Genomic DNA, 15,656 nt, shown 5'->3' with positions numbered 1-15,656 from the left:
ACCGACGAGACCTGGTTGAGGAACGCCAGCTCCTCGGTCTTCTTCCACGCCGTCAGCATCGCCGACGTAGCGTTGTAGTTGACCCGCTCCTGCCGCACCCATGCCTCCGTGCGGGCGGCGAGCGCCAGGTTGTAGACCTTCCGCACGCAACCGAACGTGCGCGACAGCTCGGCTGCCTGCGCATCAGTCGGATAGAAGCGGTACTTGAACGCCCGCTTCACACGGCTCGTGGTCACGCTCACAAACTAGTGATGCTGCGAGTTAAGATCAAACCTGCGGGTCACAGCACGGCCTTTCGCCCTGGGGGCGAAACTCCGCTCCTTGCCCTGCTCCGCAGGAGTCCGTTTCCTCTCCGCCCTGGAGGGCGGAGTATCCACGGAGGAATCCGATGAAACGGGTCGTCGAGCGCCTCTACGCCTGTTCCAGCATCCTCAACGACAAGGACCAGTACGCGTACTACGGCCGGGTCGGCGGCTGTCTGATCACCGGGAACGAGGACGGGGTTAAGCACTGTGCCATGAACCTGCTCTACAGCCTCCAGCACCTGGGCTACACGATCCCTCCGCAGGCCGACGCGGGCTGGATCGGGGAGGCGGGGCCCGGCCCCTCGTACCTGGACCCGGGATCGGGCGGTCCGGAGAACGACTTCACCAACCGCAACACCTCGTTCATGGCCTGGAACCTGATGCACCTCGCCGCGATGCTGAAGCGTGCGGGCGGCATCCCGGCCCATGGCAATCAGCGCTCGGCGTGGGATGCGGGCTGCCGTTCGGACGCTCCCAATCCGGAGCACCGCTGACCGTGCCCCGGCCGCGTGCGGGGGCGCGGGCGGGCCGGCCCGCGCCCCCCCCCCGGCGGTCGTCAGTGCTGCCCGGCCGCCGGCTCGAGGACGAAGACCGGGATCTGCCGGTCGGTCTTGCGCTGGTAGTCGGCGTAGTCGGGAAACGCCTCGACCGCCCGCCGCCACCACAGGGCCTTCTCCTCGCCCGTGGCCTCACGGGCGTTCATGTCCCGGCGGTCCGGGCCGTCCTGGAGTTCCACCCGGGGGTCGGCCACGATGTTGTGGTACCAGACGGGGTGCTTGGGGGCGCCGCCCTGCGAGGCGACGACGGCGTACGTGCCGTCGTGCTCGACCCGCATCAGCGGGGTCTTGCGGATCTTTCCGCTCTTGGCCCCGCGGGTGGTGAGGATGATGACGGGCATGCCCCGCATCATCGTCCCCTCCGTCCCTCCGGAGCTCTCGAACAGCTCGACCTGATCGCGGACCCACTGCGCGGGGCTCGGCTCGTACTCTCCCTGGAGAGGCATGGAATCTGTCCCATCGTCGACGTTCGGACACGCGGGCGCGCAGGCTCACGGGCCTGCGGACACCCGCGTGTCCTGCTGCTCGAAACTCTCGCACCATTCCGGCCGGAAGGCGCCCGGGACGGGCCCGCGTGCCGCGGCCACTAGGGTCTTTCGTTCGGATCAGGCCGGATCAGGGAGCGTGCGCACCAGACCCCGCGAGCCCGGCGTGATCCAAGCGAGAGGCCCTGGGTGGCGTCCTCAGGGGTGCGGCGGCCGCAGCCGCAGTTGCAGCATGGCCTCGAACCGTGCCTCCGGGTCGTTGAGATCGATGCCCGCGACCACGGCCAGCCGCTTGAGCCGGTAGCGGAAGGTGTTGGGGTGGATGTGTACGGCGGCAGCGGCGGCAGCCACATCGCCGAAGGTGCTCAGCCAGGCGTCCAGGGTGTCCGTGAGGGCCGTGTTGTGCCGGGCGTCGTAGGCGCGCAGCCGTATGACGGGGCCGTCCGGCAGATCGTCCTCGGCGGCCATCCGGTCCGTCAGCTCCTCCAGCAACGAGGCGGCGTAGACGTCCGACAGCCGGGCCGCCCTGCGCTGCGTACGGCCGGAGCCGAGGACCCGCAGCGCACGGTCCGCGTCGGCGCGCGAGCGGCGCAGCTCCACCGGGCGGGCGGCGAGCCGGCCGATCCCGATGACGGCGGGCACTCGGGCCCCGATGCGGCCGAGGAACGCCTCGGCCACCCGTAACCCCTGTTCGTCCGAACTGGCGGGCAGGACCGCGTAGGTGACGGGGCCGAGTGTGGCGGCGGCGGTACGGGGGTGGATCGCGGCCAGGTGCAGGGTGAGCGCCTCGGCGACGCGGTGGCCCGCGGCCACCCGGTCGGGCGCGTACTGCTCTCCGGTCACCGCGAGCGCCAGTACGCAGGCCGGCTGCGCGGACAGGCCGAGCCGTACGGCGGCCTGCGGTGCGTGCGTACCGCCCTCCAGGACCGTGGCGAGCAGATCCGCGCGCAGCCGGCGTTCGACGTCCTCGCCCGTGCGGCGGCGCAGCAGGTGCAGGGCCGCCACCTTCGCCGCCTCCTGGAGGGCCTGTGTCCGGTCCGCGCTCAGCGGTCCGTCGACCACGACCCAGATCGAACCCAGGATCTCGCCGCCCGCGCGGACGGCGATCGCGACCCGGGGCTTGTCCGAGATGCCGTCGACGTAGACGGGTTCCTCCTTCCGGTAGAGGGCCTGGAAGGCACCGCGTTCCTCCAGGGCGCGCAGTTTCTCGGCGGGTACCTGGCGGTCGAGTACGGTCGCGATCCGGTCGTTGTCGCCCTCGTCCTGCCGGCTGGAGAAGGCCAGCACCCGCCCGCCCCGGTCCTCCACGGTGACCGGGCCGTCCAGCAGCCCGGCCGTCGCGTTGGCCAGGGCGAACAGGTCCCCGGCGAGCGGCTCGGCGCCGTCGGCCTCGTCGGGGCCGCCCACCGTGCCCAGTTCGTCGACCGCGAGCAGCGACCGCAGCAGCGCGGCCACCTGGGCCCAGGACGCGCCGGGCGTCAGGCCGAGCACGGTCAGGCCGGTGCGGGCGGCCGCCTCGGACACGGGTCCGTCCACCGGGACCGGGGAGCGGACCACCACGGCCGCCGCGCCGAGCCCGGCGGCCGTGTCGACCAGGGCGGCGACCGGCCCGGCACCGTACACACCGACGCCGAGCACGACCGCTCCGGGCAGCCGCGCCGGTTCGTCCAGGGGGTCCTGGATCAGCACCCCGCTGACGGTGCGGGCCGGGTCGGCCTCCCCGGCCACCACTTCGATCAGGGTCGACCCGAGATCGTTGAGGATCCGGCCGAGCACGGCCCGCGGCTGCTCCGTCATCTTCACAAGGTAATTGATCGGATTCCGTGGACGGCGGGGCCGGCCGGCCGGGGGCCGGGGCCGGTCATCGGCCGATCCATTCCGTCGACGCGGTCACCTCGGCCAGTTGCCCGGGGACCGGGGAGATTCCGAGGCCGGGTCCTCGCGGCACGTCGAGATGGCCGTCCCGCAGCACGAACGGCTCGGTGATGTCGGTCCGGTAGTACCGGTCGGACGCCGAGGTGTCGCCGGGCAGGGTGAAGCCGGGCAGCGCGGCGAGGGCGACGTTGGCGGCCCGGCCGAGGCCGGTCTCCAGCATCCCTCCGCACCAGACGGGGACGCCGTTCGCGGCACACACGTCGTGGATCCGCCGGGCCTCCAGATAGCCGCCGACCCGGCCCGGCTTGATGTTGACGACCGAGCAGGCGCCCATCGCGATGGCGTCGGCCGCCGAACGGGCGGACACGATCGACTCGTCCAGGCAGATGGGGGTGCGGACCTGCCGGGCGAGTTCCGCGTGGCCCCTGATGTCCTCCTCGTCCAGGGGCTGTTCGATCAGCAGCAGCCCGTACGGGTCGAGCCGGGCCAGTTGTGCGGCATCGGCGAGGGTGTACGCGGTGTTGGCGTCCACCTGGAGCAGTACGTCGTCGCCGAAGCGTTCCCGGACCGCGCGCACGGGGGCCACGTCCCAGCCGGGCTCGATCTTCAGCTTGATCCGCAGATAGCCCTCGGAGAGGTAGCCGTCGACGGCATCGAGCAGTGCCGGGATCGAATCCATGATGCCGACCGACACCCCGGCCGGCACCCGGTCGGCCGTCGCGCCCAGCCACTGGCCCATCGACAGGTCGTGGGAGCGCAGCCAGGCGTCGAGGACCGCGGTCTCCAGGGCGGCCTTGGCCATCCGGTGGCCCTTGAACGCGGCCAGTGCCGGGGCGACCGCCCAGGGGTCCAGGTCCGGCGGGGCGGCGAGCGCGGGGACGAGGTAACTGCGCAGCACGTCCGCGGCGCCCGCGGTGTACTCCGAGGAGTACAGCGGATCGGCCATGGTGACGCATTCGCCGTAGCCCTCGTGGTCCTCGGTCTCGACCCTGACCAGCAGGATCTCCCGGGTGGTCATCGTGGCGAACGAGGTCCGGAACGGTGCGACCAGCGGCATCGCGATCCGGCGCAGTTCCACACCGACGAGTTTCATGCCTGACTCTCCTGATGTCTGTCGATCACGTACCAGCCGTCCCGGGTGAATCCGGTGACGGTGTGCCCCTCGGCCATCAGGCCGCCGAGTACCTCGCGCAGCGCGTACCGCCATTCGCGGGCCAGGGGCGGGTCGGTCCGGCGCAGTTCCTCGGCCTCGGCGGGGATCCGGACCAGGACGGTGTCGCCGTCCTGCCGCCCGACGACGGGGCTGCCGTCGGGTTTGGCGTCCAGTCCGACCACGGTGCGGGCACCCGCGCCGTCGACGGTGACGATGTGGGGTGTGCCCGCGGCGGATCCGACGGCGTGCTCGCCGGTCAGTTCCCAGCGCACCATCAGCCGGTCCGTCTCGGTCCCGGCGTTGACCTCGTCCCGCATGGCCCCGTAGAAGTCGGCCAGGTACTCGCTGGGTGCCGCGCCCAGTTTGGCCAGGTTGAAGTAGGCGTTGCGGCTGATCAGCGGGTCGAAGGTCCAGGTGACGGTGGTGATGGAGCGGGCCAGGGCCCAGGCCCGCTGATGCTGTTTGACCGCGAAGCCGACACTGCGGCCCCGGACGCTGTCGTCCACCCCGGCGATGTGCGAGTGGAGTCCGGCACTGGCCAGGAAGCCGAGGCAGAATCCGATCATCCGGCCGCCCCGGCCGACTCCGACGACATAGCTGCCGGAGTGGGCGAAGACCCGCAGCAACTCCGGGGTGATCAGCGGGTTTCCGGGGTCGGGGCGCCAGATCCGGTCCAGTACGCGGCAGGCCTCGTGCATCTCGTCCAGGCCGTGCAGCTCTCTGATGGTGACGCCCGCGCGCTCGGCGGCCAGGTCCGCGGCGGCCGTCGCGGCGGCCGCCTGCGCAGCGTTCACGGTCCCACCTTGCCGGGGCCGGCCGGTGACTTGCGCAGTAGCGAGGCCACCAGGGAGGCCACGAGTGCGGCGCGACGGGGCAGTTCGGCGACGATCACATGCTCGTCGTCGGCGTGTGCCCCGCCGCCCACCGCCCCCAGGCCGTCGAGCGTGGGCGTGCCCGCTCCGGCGGTGAGGTTGCCGTCGGAGCCGCCGCCGACCGCTACGCCGCGCAGGGCGCCGAAACCCAGCTCCGCGTAGTGGTCGCGGGCGAGTCCGAACAGCTCGGCCGAGGCCGTCGCGGGCAGCGGCGGCCGGTCCGGGCCGCCGGAGAACGTGAGCGAGGCGCCGTCGAGCACCGGCCGGAGGGCGTGCACGGCACGGTCCACCCGGTCCTGTTCGGCGGGCGTCGCCACGCGTACGTCGACCATCAGCCGGGCCTCGTCGGGCACCGTGTTGCGCGTGGTGCCGGAGGAGGCCACGGTCGGTGTCACGGTGGTGCCGGCCGCCGGGTCGGCGAGGGCGGACAACGCGAGGACCTGGTGGGCCAGTTCGGTGGTCGTGTTGACGCCCTTGTGGGGTTCCAGGCCGGCGTGCGCGGCGCGTCCGGCGATGGTCAGCCCGTAGCCGGACATCCCCTTGCGCTCGGTCTTCAGCGCGCCGCCCTCGCTCGCCTCCAGGACGAGCACGGCCCGGGTGCGGCGGGCCTCGGCCTCGATCAGGGCGCGCGAGGTGGGGGCGCCGATCTCCTCGTCGCCGGTGAGCAGTACCGAGACCCCGTCCAGGTCGTCCAGCACCGACAGGGCGTGGAACAGCTGCGCCACACCGGCCTTCATGTCGAAGCAGCCGGGTCCGGTGAGCCGGCCCCCGGCGACCTCGAAGGGGTGGCCGGCCAGGGAACCCACCGGCCACACCGTGTCGAAGTGGCCGAGCAGCAGAACCCGGTCGCCGGAGCCGAAGCGCCAGCGCAGGGCGGGCCGTCCCGAGCCGTCGATCCACTCGGGCGCCGCGCCGGTCAGCCGGGTGCCGATCCCGGCGGCGACGCGGGCGCACTCGGTGACCGCGGCCAGGTCCTCGCTGGGCGACTCGGTGCGGACCAGCTGCTCCATGTCGGCCAGCAGGCCGGGCAGTCCGGCCTCCAGGGCGGAAACGATCGCGGTCACGTCAGCCCACCTTGGGAGTGGCGCGGCCGCCGTGGTGGATGTACGGAGTGCCGTCGTCGAGTGTGTAGAAGACGACCGGGACCCAGAGCTCGAATCCCGGCCGCTGCACGACGAACAGGCCCGGCTCGACGGGGTGCAGCTCGTACTCCTTCTCCGTGTCCGGGGCCAGCTCGGCCAGCGGTCCGGTGATCCGGTCCACCATCACCAGGCCGCCGTCCCGCTCCACGATCTCCACCCGGCTGGAGAGCCGCTGGTACACGCCGACGTAGTCGGCGGGGTCCACCGCCACCGGTTCCGTCGCGGGCTCGATGGTGGTGCGCATCGTCACCCCGGCCAGCTCCCGGACGATCTCCGCGTACACGTCCCGGTAGAGGCCCGAGGTGTCGCCGCCATTGGTGAGCAGGCAGATCGCCAGCTCGGCCTCGGGCAGGACCCGCAGGTAGGCGTTCTGCCCGATCGTGCCGCCGTCGTGCCCGTACACCCGGTGTCCGTCCCAGGTGTCGAGGAACCAGCCGAGTCCCCAGGCGTCGCCCAGGATGTGCGGGTCGGGGATCTCGACCTGCGGAGTCTGCATGGCGGCGACGGACTCCTCCGAGAGGAGCTTGGTGCCGTCACCGGTGACGCCCTTGTCGAGGTGCAGCCGGGCGAACTCCAGTACCTCGCGCGGTGTGGAGCAGATCAGCCCGGCCGGACCGGCCGAGCGCATCAGCCCCCACATCGGTGCCTGTGCCGGCGGGCTCCCCAGGTGCCCGATGGCGGCGCGGAAGCGCAGCACCTCCTCCGGCAGGGTCGCGGTGTGTGTCAGGCCGAGCGGCCGGTACAGGCGCTCGCGCATCAGCTCGTCCCACTGGACGCCGGTGACGACCTCCAGCACCCGGCCGAGCAGGGTGAAGCCCGCGTTGCAGTACGACATGGTGGCGCCGAGCGGGTGGTTGGGGGTGACGTCGCCGAGGAGGGCGACGTACTTCTCCAGGCAGTCGTCGCCCCGGCCGGTGTCGGTGAAGAGGTCGCCGTCGATACCGCTGGTGTGCGTCAGCAGATGACGGAGCGTCACACCCTGGGTCAACTCATCGTTCGCTAGCCTCAGTTCGGGAAGTACGGAGACGATGGGGGCGTCCAGTTCGAGCACGCCCTCATCGACCAGGGCCATGGCCACCGTGGTGGTCCAGACCTTCGAGATCGAGCCGATCTGGAAGAGGGTGTCGGTGGTCGTCTCGATCCCGGCCTCGGTGTTGGCCAGGCCGGCGGCGGCCTCGGCGACGATCTCGCCGCGGTGCAGGATCGCGAGACCGGCGCCGGGGACGGAGTGACGGGCGGCGAGTTCGGTGAGCCGGGTGGTCCAGCGGGCTGACAGCTCGGTGGTGTCGGTCATGTCGTGCTCCGATTCCGTTTCGTTCAGCGGTTGGTGTGCATGGTGACCCATTCGACAAGCCTGCGGGAGTAGTCCTCCCGGTGCGAGGGCCGGCCGTCCAGGAGGAAGAGATGGGAGCTGCCGGGGTACACGACCAGCCGGGCCGGTACGTCCCGGGTGCGCAGCGCGTGGAACCACTGTTCGGCCTGGCCCACCGGGCAGTTCGCAGACCTGGGCGACGACGGCGAGGTCGTGGGAGATCAGCAGCAGCGCGGCGCCGGAGTCCTCGCGCACCTCGGCGAGCAGATCGAGGACCTGTTGCTGGACCGCCACGTCGAGCGCCGTGGTGGGCTCGTCCGCGATGATCAGTTTCGGCTTCCCCATCAGTCCCATCGCGATGACGGCGCGCGCCGCGGCCTGCGCGCGGCCCGCTCCCAGGTGGACCTCGGCCACCTCGGCGAGCTGCCGGCCCACGCGCAGGGCCGGGTTCAACGAGGCCATCGGGCGGGGGCGATCTCGCCTATGCGGGTGGCCGGCCTGCCCTTGCCGCCGGTGGCGACGTTCCCCAGCTGCCGGAGATCGAGTACGGAGACCAGGGCCTTGCGTGCTGCGAGGTCGGCGGTCGGGCGGCCGACCGCCGGCACCGCCGGCGGACGTGCCGCCGCCGCACGCGGTCGCGGTGCCGACCAGGCCGAGCGCCGTGACCACCGCGGCCGCCGCCCGGGTCCTGCGGGCCCTTCTGTTCCTGGTCTCCGTGCCTGCGGTGCTGGCCATGGTCACCTCCGAGGGAGCGGCACTCCGCTGCCGAGTGAGGGAACATTAGGCAGCGCCGGACCGGCTCCGAGTGGTGGCGCCGCACGAAAAAAGGGGCCTCCGACGGTGCGCCGCGCCGAAGACGGACCCGAGGACCCGGTGATCGCGGACGGAGTGGTTCCGGCGGCGGGAAAACCGATCGCGACGAAGATCCGTTACGTGAAAATCTGTGGCGCATGACTGCACAGCACCAGATCCGGGCCGACTACGACGCCCGGACGGTCGTCGTCTACCAGGCGTACGCTCCGACGGTCGCCGGTCCGGCCCTGCGGGAGAACAGATTCGTGCCGCCGTTCTCGTTCAACCGGATGACCTGGATCAAGCCGTCGTTCCTCTGGCTCATGCACCGCAGCAACTGGGCACAGAAGTCGGGCCAGGAGCGGATTCTCGCGGTACGGATCACCCGGGCCGGATGGGAGGAGGCGCTCTCGCAGGCCGTGCTGACGACGGCCGACCCGTCAGCTGTCGCCAAGTCTCCCGTGCATGTCCAGTGGGATCCCGAGCGCTCGCTGCGGGGAGCCGCGCTCAACCACTACAGCATCCAGGTCGGGGTGGGACGCGGTCTGATCCGTACGTTCGCCGAGGAATGGGTCGTCGACCTCACCGACGTGACGCCCCGGGTCCAGAAGATCGCGGCGCTCAGACAGAGCGGCCGGTCCGCGCAGGCCCAGCGGCTGCTTCCGCCCGAGCGGATCTACCCGGTGCCCCCGGCCGTGGCGAAGAACCTTCGTATCGACGCCTGAGACCGCGACGCCCCGGTACGCACACCCAAAGGCACTCGTCGGCCTCACCGGGCTACTGCATCACCTGGAGCGGGTGTGCGCGAAGGAACGGTCGCAGGAGTAGACCTGCATGGTGCAGCCGCGGCCGATGGTGATCCACGTGGGCTCCTGCGGCTGCGGGTAGACCGCTCCGGGCGCCATGGCTGCGGCTTCGTCCTCGACGGGGCACCAGTACCGTTCGTTGTCCGGGAGCAGCGTAGTTGCCGCTGCCCCGGCCCGGCCCACCGGCCCCGTCCCGCCGAATGCCCCTACAACGGGGGCTCGGCGAAGAGTTCGAGCAGCCAGCGCGCACCCTCCGCGTCGCCGGCACCGCTGGACGCACCGGGAAAGAGCCGTCCCCAGGAGCAGGCCCGGCCGATCGCCCCGAGCCGCCAGGCCAGACTCAGCCCACGACGCAGCTCGGCCGTGGTGCGGCCGTCGCCCGTCCACTGTTCGAGGTAGGCGTCCCGCAGCCGGGGCAGCGCCTCGGGCCCGAACCGCTCGCGGGCCGCGCGGGCGGGGACGAGGAAGCTGCAGAAGGGGTGGGCGACGGCCGCGTCGCCCCAGTCGAAGAACGTGAAACGGCCCGGTTCCGGCGCGAAGAGCTGACCGTCGTGCAGGTCGGAGTGGTCGAGCGTGTCCGCGATGCCCACTTCCGCGAGCTCCTCGCACCACTCGACGAGCCGGGGCCGCAGCTCGCCCAGGGCCCCGCGGTCGGCGGGCTCCAGTGCGGTGTTCCCGGCCACGATCCGGTCGAAGGTCTCCGGGAGTGCGGCGGTGCGCGCGCCGGGGACACCGAGCCGTTCGATCTCGTCGGCGTACGGAACGAGTGCGCGCTGCATCCCGGCGTACTGCCGCAGCGGTTCCTCCCAGGCACGCGGATCGACCGCGGTACGGTCCGCCGCCGAGTCGAGTGCGTCGCGGAAGATCGTGCCGCCGTCCGGCAGCAGCGACCAGCCCCGGTCCGTGTCGACGGCGAGCGGCCGCAGTACGTACCCGGGCACCCAGCGGGCTAGTGCCTCGGTCAGCCCCGCCTCGAAGGCGCTGGCGGGCGGGTTGGCCTTGAACCACACGGCTTCGCCGCCCGCGACGGACATCCGCACCAGCACGGACCACGGCCTCAGTCTCACCTTCCGTGGACCGGATTCGCACAGCCCGTGTGCGACGAGCCCGCGCTCCGCCCATCCGAGGGCGTCCGCCCGCCAGTCCTCCCGCTCCCAGGGCGTCACCGCGTCCGGGTACTGCCCTCGGTCCACCACCGCCGTATCACTTCGCATCGCGCCATCCCATCACCGGGCCGGTCCGGCCTGCATCCGGGTTTCCGGCGGTGGTGCGCGGTGCGGCGGTGGGCGACCGGCCCGCTGCCGCACCCACTATTGCGCGCCGATCATCGCGAGACCGTCGATCGCCGCCGGGGACAGCAGTGACTCCTCCGGTCCCGGCAAGGGCATCCAGCTGACGGCGGAGGTGGAGTCGTCGGACTTGGTGACCGCGAGCGGTCCCGGTTTGAGGTCGACCAGGTAGAAGAGCCCCACGAGGTGCCAGTTCACTCCGAGCCGGTGCGCGCTGTACGAGCGGGCGTCCACCAGCCGGGCCTCCAGGAGTTCGAGGCCGGTCTCCTCGTACAGTTCACGTGCCAGCGTCTGACGCGGCTGCTCACCGGGATCGATGCCTCCGCCGGGCAGGTGCCACAGCCCGGGCATGAAGACCGGTGAGCTGTCCGAGAGCCGGGTGAGCAGCAACTGATGCTCCACGACAGCGATCGCATACGCCGATATGCGTGAACGTACGTCACTTCCCATGCGTGCCCTCCGGCCATCGAGGTCCACGGCCCCGGCCGAGCCGTACGGATCAGCCTATCGATCACGCGGCGGAGCCCGGAAGGGGCGCCTGTCGGCTCTGCCGACTACCGACGCTCCAGCGCTCCCCGGACGAAGGCGGCCTGCCCCGCGTGCTGCAGATCGTCCGAGATGACGCTGATCAGACGCACCCCGAGACTGACCGGTGGCGACCATGCCTCGTCGACGATGCGGTCCAGGGCCCCGTCGTCGAGCCCCCGCACGAACTCGACGGTCCGGTCGTGTACCGCGTCGTGGTACCCGAGCAGCAGCTCCGCCGAGCGCACCTGCACCGACGCGACATCGGCGCTGCTGTGTCCGTACCCGGTGGCTTCCTTCGCGAAGGGCAGATCGAAGCGGGAGGCCCAGTCCTCGGAGAACCAGACCTGCTCGACACCGGCCGCGTCGGAGACGTGGTCGTCCTGGATCCGGGTGAGATGCCATACGAGCCAGCCGATCGAGTTCGCACCGTCGTCAAGACGAGCATGGAGGTCGGCACGTGAAAGGCCCTCGACCGCCGAGTGCACCGTCTCCCGGACGCGGGTGAACGCGTCGGTCAAAAGGTCAGCACTGTTCATGCCCTCACCATCACCGCTGCGGGCTCTCTCCCCCGCCATCGACACGCACCGTGCGCCGCCATCCGCGTAGGGTGGCCGCATGCTCTGACACCTGCCCGGAAGCCGGGCGCCGCCATGGCCTCCCTCGTACCCGCACCATTCCGGAACCGACGAAGGAGAGACCCATGAACGGCTCCCGCCCCATCGACGTCCCCGACGCGTTCGCCGCGTCCTACGGCGAGAACGGTGGTGCGTCGGCCCGTGCCTGGATCGCCGCGCTGCCCGGACTGGCCGCGGACTTCCTGGACCGTTGGAGCCTGCGGCTGGACGGCGCCGCGGCACACGGCATGGCCTCGCTCGTGCTGCCGGTGACCCGCGCGGACGGTACGCCCGCGGTGCTGAAGCTCCAGCAGGTCACCGAGGACAACATCAATGCCGCGCCGGGCCTGCGGGTATGGAACGGCGACGGCGTGGTGCACCTGCTCGACCACGACCCGGGCACCGGCACCATGCTGCTCGAACGGCTGGACGAGGCGCGGCCGCTGTCGGCGGTGGCCGAAGACACGGCCGCCGTGCAGATCCTCGCCGAGCTGCTGGCCCGCCTGGTCGCGGTGCCCGCTCCAGCGGGCTTTCGGCAGCTGGCCGACATCGCCGCGGCCATGCTCGACGAGGCACCGCGCGCCGTGCCGATGCTCCACGACCCGGCCGAACGGCAACTGGTGCGCACCTGCGCGTCCGCGGTGAGCGAACTCATCGGCGAACCGGGCGACCGCCTGCTGCACTGGGACCTGCACTACGACAACATTCTCGCCGGACAACGGGAACCGTGGCTGGCCATCGATCCCGAACCCCTGGCCGGTGACCCCGGGTTCGAGCTGCTGCCGGCAATGCACAACCGCTGGGCCGAGGTGGTGGCGACCGACGATGTGACAGGCGCGGTGCTCCGCCGCTTCGACCAGCTGACGGAGGTGCTGGACCTGGACCGGCAGCGGGCGACCGGCTGGACCCTGGGCCGTGTTCTGCAGAACGCGCTCTGGGACATCGAGGACGGGAAGACCGCCCTGGACCCTGCTCAAGTCACCATCGCTACGGTCCTGTTGAACCGGCAAGGGCAGGGACATCACCGCTACTGAACCTGATTGGGTGATGTCGGGTCGTTCGCCTCACAGCGTCTGAGTGGGGTCGGTGGCTGTGGGGTGTGAGATACGCGCAGGGCGGCGGCTCGACCGATGCCAAGAGTGCTGCGAGGGAGCGGATCCGGCTGGATGCGGTCGGTCGCTCCGAGAGCGGAGCGACCGACCCGACATCGCCCAATCAAGTTCAGAAGCGGCGTTCCTTCTCCGTCATGGTCCGTGCCTCGATCCGCTCGGCGGGGGCGAGCGGCGGGAAGACGCCGTGGGTCCGGGAATGGGCCATGGACCACGCTTCCGGGACCAGGATTCGCCGGGCCTCCTCGGCGCTCCCGGCGAGCGCGATCGTAGCGGCCACGACGACATAGGGTTCCGCGGCCCAGGGACTGAGCTCACATCCTTGTTCCGCCCGGGGCGCGTCAGGATTCCCCCGGCTCCCGTACCGTGTCCTGCCGGTACGGGAGCCGGGGGAACGGAAGCGGGCCCTCGCGGGCTCACTTCAAGGGGTAGATGTCCCCACTCGCCATGCCGCTGACCTGCTCACTCTCCGATTCGATCCGGCGGGCCTTCTCCGTCAGGCGCCGACGTTCCTCGGGGTCGGTGGCGCGCTCGGCTTCGTCCTTCAGGCCTTTCGCCTTGGCCCGCATCTGCTGCACGCGACTGCTGAGTTCGTCCGAATCACTCATGGTCACTCCTTGTATGTGCGGGACCCCTCACGGGTCCGGGCCCCGCCTGTCCGGCCCCCGGCCGGTGGGTCAGCATCGGGACCGGTGCCATGGACACCTGGACACCTCGGCGCGTGACCAGCGGGTCCTGGCGCTCAGGAAGCCGAGACCGATGCCCATCATCCAGAAGTCCTTGGCCAGCGGGGTACCGGCCTCGGTGGGCCGGAGGCTTCCGGGCTCCCGCATTCCGGGAACCCGCAGATACAGACCGATCAGGCCTCCGGAGAACCCGGTCAGCGCCAGCCCGGCCAGCCGGGTCGGCACAAAAGGGGCGAGCAGCGTTCCGCCGACCGCGATCTCCGACCAGGCGAGCAGCCGGGTGAATCGCTCGGGTTCGATCTTCTTGAGGAAGGGGTAGGCGACACAGGCCATGCCGTGCAGGCCCTCGGCCGTCTCCGCGTCGGCCTTCAGTATGCCCAGACCGGAGTTCAGGATGAACGCCCCGATGGCGAGGCGAGGGGGCACATCACGCGGTTCGAGAGTCGTCATGGGAGCCTCCGTCCCGTACTGGGCCCCTCGTCGAGCTTAGCCAGTAGGTGCCGGTGGCGCTTCACAAGAAGTGGGGCCCCGACTGCGGGCCCGGCGTCGCCCCGTCCGCCGGACGTGCCCCGGATCAGGCGCCCGGGCCTGATCCAGGGCTTCGGACGAGCCGTGGTTCCGGATTCAATGATTCAGTCCGCAGTGGGCGCTTCCGCCGCGGCCGCGTTGCCCACCACCGTGACCTGCTGTCCCCTGCTCGTGGTCCGCGAGGTGGTGCTCAGGCAGCTTCCGGACGACGGGTCGGTGACCGCGGGAAGGCCCCCCGTATGGGCCACGCCCGCCTCGGCGCCGACCGGCTTGCCGTACGTCACCGTGATCCGCCGGCCGCAGCCCGCCGAGAGGTAGGGCTCGATGAAACCCTGATCGACTTCCGTTGATCACGGAGCAACCTCGGACGCGCGACCGTCGTCTTGATCCACAGCGAAGCGGTTCACCGCGAGCGACAAGCCACGTCCGTCCCCTCACGAGCAACCCGGGTCCGTCCACCAGGTAACTATGCATTGCATGTATACATTGAGTGCATAGTCGTTCCTGTACCGGTCGATCCGATCCGGCCGCGCACGAAAGGCCCCCATGCACAGCAAGGCACTGGCGCCCGAGTACCAAGGCGCCCTCACCAAGATGTCGGTGAACTCCTCTCTCACAGACGTACTGGCAGAAGGGGTACGTCACTTGAGGGAGGCCGAGCTCTCCGGTTCGCCACAGGAGGTGGCCCGGTGCGGGCTCGCCGTCGCCGAGGCGCACCGCCGGCTCGGCAACGTGGCGGAGGCCGATCGGGCCTGGAAGGCCAGCTACCGGTCCGCCCGCTCGGCCGGTGACCTCGGGGCGATGGCCTGGGCACTGTGGAGCGGCGGGACGCTGGCCAGGCAGCGTGGTGAACTCAGGCTTGCCTTCAGGCTGTTGGGGCTCGCGGCCGACATGGGCAAGCGCGGCGGGGACATCGTCGCCCGCGGCTACTCCCTCGCCGGCCTTGCCGAGACCGGCCGAATACAGGGCGACTACGAGACCGTCGCCACGCTCCACGAACAACTGCTCGCCGAAGCACGCGCACGCGGCGAGGCACGGCACACCGTGTGGGCGCTGGAGGGAATCGCGCAGATCCACCGCAACACCGGCTCGCTCGACACCGCCCTGGCCATGTTCGAGGAGGCGGCCGAGCTGGCCGGCAACGCGGACGACCGGCGCGGCCGGGCATGGGCGCTGCGCGGCATGGCCGACATCATCTCCCTGCGGGACGGCGATCCGGAGCGCGCCCTCGCCCTGCTCGCGGAGGCCGAACTCACCTGCCGCGAGATGAACTTGTCCAGTGCGCTCGCCTACAACCACAAGATGCGTGCCAATGTCCTCTTCCGCGCCCACCGGTACGAGGAGGCGCGCGAGATGTACGAGGAAGCGCTCGCGGAGTTCCGCGCCATGACCGAACCCCGGGGTGAGGCGCTGGCCCGGCTCGGCCTCGTCAAGTCGCTCGCCCGGCTGGGCCGCGACCGGGACGAAACCGCGGCCGATCTGCACGAGTTGCGCCACACCCTCAACCGGATCGGCCTGCTCAACGCCCGGGACATGGTGGACAAGGCGTACGCCGAACTCGGTGTGGCGCCGGTCGACGGCGACACGGGCGGGGAGAGCTGAC

At 71.2% G+C, this 15,656-nt stretch carries 17 protein-coding genes and 2 pseudogenes; 4 read left to right on the top strand and 15 right to left on the bottom strand.

What is annotated here, in order from left to right; translation table 11 throughout:
* Window positions 1-242, bottom strand: a 242-nt coding sequence (locus BT364_RS30875; protein WP_218172466.1) for a helix-turn-helix domain-containing protein, incomplete at its 3' end; no start/stop codon positions are given.
* 146 nt (window positions 243-388) lie between these two features.
* Here BT364_RS30875 and BT364_RS30870 point away from each other — a divergent pair.
* Window positions 389-799 (top strand): annotated as a pseudogene (locus tag BT364_RS30870) (flavodoxin family protein); the annotation flags it as partial.
* A gap of 62 nt (window positions 800-861) precedes the next feature.
* On the opposite strand, the gene BT364_RS30865 reads toward BT364_RS30870, so the two are convergent.
* The 6 genes from BT364_RS30865 to BT364_RS30840 all read right to left on the bottom strand — a co-directional run bounded on the left by BT364_RS30865 (window position 862) and on the right by BT364_RS30840 (window position 8,163).
* Entirely contained in the window at window positions 862-1,308 is a 447-nt protein-coding gene (locus BT364_RS30865; protein ID WP_072488526.1) for a nitroreductase family deazaflavin-dependent oxidoreductase, read from the bottom strand.
* Window positions 1,309-1,545: 237 nt separating this feature from the next.
* Window positions 1,546-3,144 carry a PucR family transcriptional regulator gene (locus tag BT364_RS30860; RefSeq protein WP_072488537.1) on the bottom strand — a complete coding sequence of 533 codons (1,599 nt, stop codon included), beginning with the start codon at window positions 3,142-3,144 and terminating at the stop codon, window positions 1,546-1,548.
* Between the two features lie 64 nt (window positions 3,145-3,208).
* Window positions 3,209-4,315 carry an o-succinylbenzoate synthase gene (gene menC / locus BT364_RS30855; RefSeq protein WP_072488525.1) on the bottom strand — a complete coding sequence of 369 codons (1,107 nt, stop codon included), beginning with the start codon at window positions 4,313-4,315 and terminating at the stop codon, window positions 3,209-3,211.
* Window positions 4,312-5,169 (bottom strand): GNAT family N-acetyltransferase, encoded by an 858-nt coding sequence (locus tag BT364_RS30850; protein ID WP_072488524.1) that lies wholly within the window; start codon window positions 5,167-5,169, stop codon window positions 4,312-4,314. The genes menC and BT364_RS30850 overlap by 4 nt, the downstream gene beginning before the upstream one ends.
* Window positions 5,166-6,257 carry a M20 family metallopeptidase gene (locus BT364_RS30845; RefSeq protein ID WP_072488536.1) on the bottom strand — a complete coding sequence of 364 codons (1,092 nt, stop codon included), beginning with the start codon at window positions 6,255-6,257 and terminating at the stop codon, window positions 5,166-5,168. Before BT364_RS30845 ends, BT364_RS30850 begins: the two co-directional genes overlap by 4 nt.
* A 55-nt stretch (window positions 6,258-6,312) precedes the next feature.
* Complete coding sequence (locus tag BT364_RS30840; RefSeq protein WP_256260288.1) at window positions 6,313-8,163, bottom strand: serine hydrolase; 1,851 nt, start codon at window positions 8,161-8,163, stop codon at window positions 6,313-6,315.
* 488 nt (window positions 8,164-8,651) lie between these two features.
* Between BT364_RS30840 and BT364_RS30830 the strand changes: the two genes are divergently transcribed.
* Window positions 8,652-9,218, top strand: coding sequence for a DUF4291 domain-containing protein (locus BT364_RS30830; protein ID WP_072488522.1), 567 nt, complete (start codon window positions 8,652-8,654; stop codon window positions 9,216-9,218).
* 60 nt (window positions 9,219-9,278) lie between these two features.
* Here BT364_RS30830 and BT364_RS41145 read toward each other — a convergent pair whose 3' ends face one another.
* From BT364_RS41145 to BT364_RS30815, 4 genes are all read right to left on the bottom strand, one after another.
* The gene (locus BT364_RS41145) at window positions 9,279-9,482 is read right to left on the bottom strand and encodes a hypothetical protein (RefSeq protein WP_143166573.1); all 204 of its coding nucleotides are present in this window, start codon (window positions 9,480-9,482) and stop codon (window positions 9,279-9,281) included.
* 23 nt (window positions 9,483-9,505) lie between these two features.
* Window positions 9,506-10,513, bottom strand: coding sequence for a phosphotransferase (locus BT364_RS30825; protein WP_107408341.1), 1,008 nt, complete (start codon window positions 10,511-10,513; stop codon window positions 9,506-9,508).
* Window positions 10,514-10,609: 96 nt separating this feature from the next.
* Entirely contained in the window at window positions 10,610-10,990 is a 381-nt protein-coding gene (locus BT364_RS30820) for an NUDIX hydrolase (RefSeq protein ID WP_371268667.1), read from the bottom strand.
* Window positions 10,991-11,142: 152 nt separating this feature from the next.
* Complete coding sequence (locus BT364_RS30815) at window positions 11,143-11,652, bottom strand: mycothiol transferase (RefSeq protein WP_072488519.1); 510 nt, start codon at window positions 11,650-11,652, stop codon at window positions 11,143-11,145.
* A 164-nt stretch (window positions 11,653-11,816) separates the two neighbouring features.
* On the opposite strand from BT364_RS30815, the gene BT364_RS30810 reads away from it, so the two are divergent.
* Window positions 11,817-12,764 carry an aminoglycoside phosphotransferase family protein gene (locus tag BT364_RS30810; RefSeq protein WP_072488518.1) on the top strand — a complete coding sequence of 316 codons (948 nt, stop codon included), beginning with the start codon at window positions 11,817-11,819 and terminating at the stop codon, window positions 12,762-12,764.
* Between the two features lie 190 nt (window positions 12,765-12,954).
* Here BT364_RS30810 and BT364_RS30805 read toward each other — a convergent pair.
* The 4 genes and pseudogenes from BT364_RS30805 to BT364_RS41140 form a co-directional block, all read right to left on the bottom strand.
* Window positions 12,955-13,149: pseudogene (locus BT364_RS30805) on the bottom strand (LLM class flavin-dependent oxidoreductase); the annotation flags it as partial.
* A gap of 106 nt (window positions 13,150-13,255) precedes the next feature.
* Window positions 13,256-13,447: a DUF6381 family protein gene (locus BT364_RS30800; protein WP_072488517.1), complete on the bottom strand. Its 192-nt coding sequence runs from the start codon at window positions 13,445-13,447 to the stop codon at window positions 13,256-13,258.
* A gap of 69 nt (window positions 13,448-13,516) precedes the next feature.
* The gene (locus BT364_RS30795; protein ID WP_072488516.1) at window positions 13,517-13,975 is read right to left on the bottom strand and encodes a hypothetical protein; all 459 of its coding nucleotides are present in this window, start codon (window positions 13,973-13,975) and stop codon (window positions 13,517-13,519) included.
* Between the two features lie 182 nt (window positions 13,976-14,157).
* Window positions 14,158-14,337, bottom strand: a complete 180-nt coding sequence (locus tag BT364_RS41140) for a hypothetical protein (RefSeq protein WP_143166572.1) — start codon at window positions 14,335-14,337, stop codon at window positions 14,158-14,160.
* 262 nt (window positions 14,338-14,599) lie between these two features.
* On the opposite strand from BT364_RS41140, the gene BT364_RS30785 reads away from it, so the two are divergent.
* Window positions 14,600-15,655 carry a tetratricopeptide repeat protein gene (locus BT364_RS30785; RefSeq protein WP_072488514.1) on the top strand — a complete coding sequence of 352 codons (1,056 nt, stop codon included), beginning with the start codon at window positions 14,600-14,602 and terminating at the stop codon, window positions 15,653-15,655.
* The last annotated feature ends 1 nt before the right edge of the window (window position 15,656 follow it).

This window comes from Streptomyces atratus (genome assembly GCF_900119365.1).
Taxonomy (GTDB): domain Bacteria; phylum Actinomycetota; class Actinomycetes; order Streptomycetales; family Streptomycetaceae; genus Streptomyces; species Streptomyces atratus_B.
Note: the sequence above shows the minus strand (reverse complement) of the source record. Positions and strands in the feature narration are given on the sequence as shown.

Bases quoted from the DNA above. Each gene is read 5' to 3' on its own strand.
- BT364_RS30865 (WP_072488526.1), bottom strand. From the start codon at position 1,308: ATGCCTCTCCAGGGAGAGTACGAGCCGAGCCCCGCGCAGTGGGTCCGC.
- BT364_RS30860 (WP_072488537.1), bottom strand. From the start codon at position 3,144: ATGACGGAGCAGCCGCGGGCCGTGCTCGGCCGGATCCTCAACGATCTC.
- menC (WP_072488525.1), bottom strand. From the start codon at position 4,315: ATGAAACTCGTCGGTGTGGAACTGCGCCGGATCGCGATGCCGCTGGTC.
- BT364_RS30845 (WP_072488536.1), bottom strand. From the start codon at position 6,257: ATGGAGCAGCTGGTCCGCACCGAGTCGCCCAGCGAGGACCTGGCCGCG.
- BT364_RS30840 (WP_256260288.1), bottom strand. From the start codon at position 8,163: ATGGCCTCGTTGAACCCGGCCCTGCGCGTGGGCCGGCAGCTCGCCGAG.
- BT364_RS30830 (WP_072488522.1), top strand. From the start codon at position 8,652: ATGACTGCACAGCACCAGATCCGGGCCGACTACGACGCCCGGACGGTC.
- BT364_RS30825 (WP_107408341.1), bottom strand. From the start codon at position 10,513: ATGCGAAGTGATACGGCGGTGGTGGACCGAGGGCAGTACCCGGACGCG.
- BT364_RS30815 (WP_072488519.1), bottom strand. From the start codon at position 11,652: ATGAACAGTGCTGACCTTTTGACCGACGCGTTCACCCGCGTCCGGGAG.
- BT364_RS30810 (WP_072488518.1), top strand. From the start codon at position 11,817: ATGAACGGCTCCCGCCCCATCGACGTCCCCGACGCGTTCGCCGCGTCC.
- BT364_RS30800 (WP_072488517.1), bottom strand. From the start codon at position 13,447: ATGAGTGATTCGGACGAACTCAGCAGTCGCGTGCAGCAGATGCGGGCC.
- BT364_RS30795 (WP_072488516.1), bottom strand. From the start codon at position 13,975: ATGACGACTCTCGAACCGCGTGATGTGCCCCCTCGCCTCGCCATCGGG.
- BT364_RS30785 (WP_072488514.1), top strand. From the start codon at position 14,600: ATGCACAGCAAGGCACTGGCGCCCGAGTACCAAGGCGCCCTCACCAAG.